This window comes from Nostoc sp. 'Peltigera membranacea cyanobiont' 213 (assembly GCF_002245975.1).
Lineage (GTDB): Bacteria > Cyanobacteriota > Cyanobacteriia > Cyanobacteriales > Nostocaceae > Nostoc.
On the sequence record NZ_NOLI01000337.1, the window covers coordinates 1 to 1,829 of the forward strand.

The 1,829-nt window shown below is 44.2% G+C and carries 1 pseudogene; it reads left to right on the forward strand.

The window, feature by feature from the left end:
• Positions 1-45 precede the first annotated feature (45 nt).
• Positions 46-1,829, forward strand: a pseudogene (locus tag CDG77_RS34715) (condensation domain-containing protein); the annotation flags it as partial.

The window sequence follows — 1,829 nt, forward strand, 5'->3', positions numbered from 1 at the left end:
AGTGGAAGCAGGGGAGCAGGGGAGCAGGGGAGCAGGGGGGAAAAACGTCTCTATAAAACTGGGGACTTGGCTCGTTATTTACCAGATGGCAACATTGAATACCTGGGACGTATCGACAACCAAGTAAAAATCCGGGGATTCCGCATTGAGTTGGGAGAAATAGAAACAGCACTGAGCCAACATCCCCATGTGCAAGCATCATGCGTCATAGCCCGTGAAGATACTCCTGGAGATAAACGTTTAGTCGCCTACATCGTACCGCAGCCACAAGTAACACTCACAATTAGCGAACTGCGTAGCGACCTCAAGGAGAAGTTACCAGACTACATGGTTCCTTCGGCAGTAGTTATTTTAGAGTCCTTACCCCTAACGCCCAACGGCAAAGTAAACCGCCGCGCCCTACCAGCACCAGAGCTAAGTAATGAATTATTAGAGAAATATGTCGCCCCGCGTACACCCATTGAGGAAATGCTTGCACTCCTGTGGACGCAAGTTCTGAAAGTAGAGCTTGTGGGCAGACATGACAACTTCTTTGAACTTGGAGGACACTCGCTACTCGCAACACAACTTATTTCCCGTGTGCGTAACAGCTTGAAAGTAGAACTGCCATTGCGATCGCTATTTGCTGCACCAACAATTGCTGAACTAGCCCCAAACATTCAAAGGTTACAGCAACAAGACTTAGAACTTGCCGCACCACCCATCTTAAGACGGACAGAGAATGCAGAACTACCACTGTCTTATGCTCAACAGCGTTTATGGTTTTTAGACCAGTTCGAGCCGAACAGTGCCTCATATAATATCCCCTTTGGGTTGCGTTTAGTCGGAAGTGTGAATGTTGACGCGCTACAACAAAGCTTAATTGAAATTATTCATCGCCACGAAGCATTACGCACTAACTTCATCACAGTTGATGGACAAGCTGCTCAAATCATTCAACAAGAAACGAATTGGACACTATCAGTTGTTGACTTGCAGCATTTACCCGTAACAGAACAAGAAATAGCTGCACAGAAATTAGTTAAACAACAAGCATTTGAGCCTTTTGACTTAGCCTCAGAAGCATTAATCAGAGCAACATTAATAGTTTTGTCCCAGACAGAACAGTGGTTATTAGTATGTATGCACCACATTGTCAGTGATGGCTGGTCAATAGGTGTGTTTGTCCAGGAGTTACAAGCAATATACAATGCTTATTCTCAAAGTGAACCGTCACCTTTGTTGCCACTACCGATTCAGTACGCAGATTTTGCCTTATGGCAAAGACAATGGTTAGTCGGGGAAGTACTTAACAGTCAATTAAGTTACTGGCAAGAACAATTGGCAAATGTACCCACGTTCTTGCCATTACCCACAGACAGACCTAGACCTGTTGTACAGACTTTCAATGGCGCAAATATGGAGTTTAGTTTGTCTGTTGAGCTAACTCAAAAGTTGGTAAAATTGAGTCACAAACAAGGTTGTACCCTGTTTATGACTTTGTTGGCAGCATATAATACTCTGCTTTATCGCTACACAGGACAAACAGATATTTTGGTGGGGACACCAATTGCAAACCGCGATCGCACCGAGATAGAAGGGTTAATTGGCTTTTTTGTCAACACTTTAGTGATGCGGACTGATTTATCTGAAAATCCTAGTTTTAACGAATTACTCCCGCGCCTGAGAGAAATGGCTTTATCCGCCTACGCTCATCAAGATTTGCCCTTTGAGATGTTGGTGGAAGCATTACAGCCAGAACGGGATCTCAGTTATACACCACTATTTCAGGTGATGTTTGTTCTTAATAATGCGCCCAAACCTGAAATAGAGTTGACTGGGTTAACTGT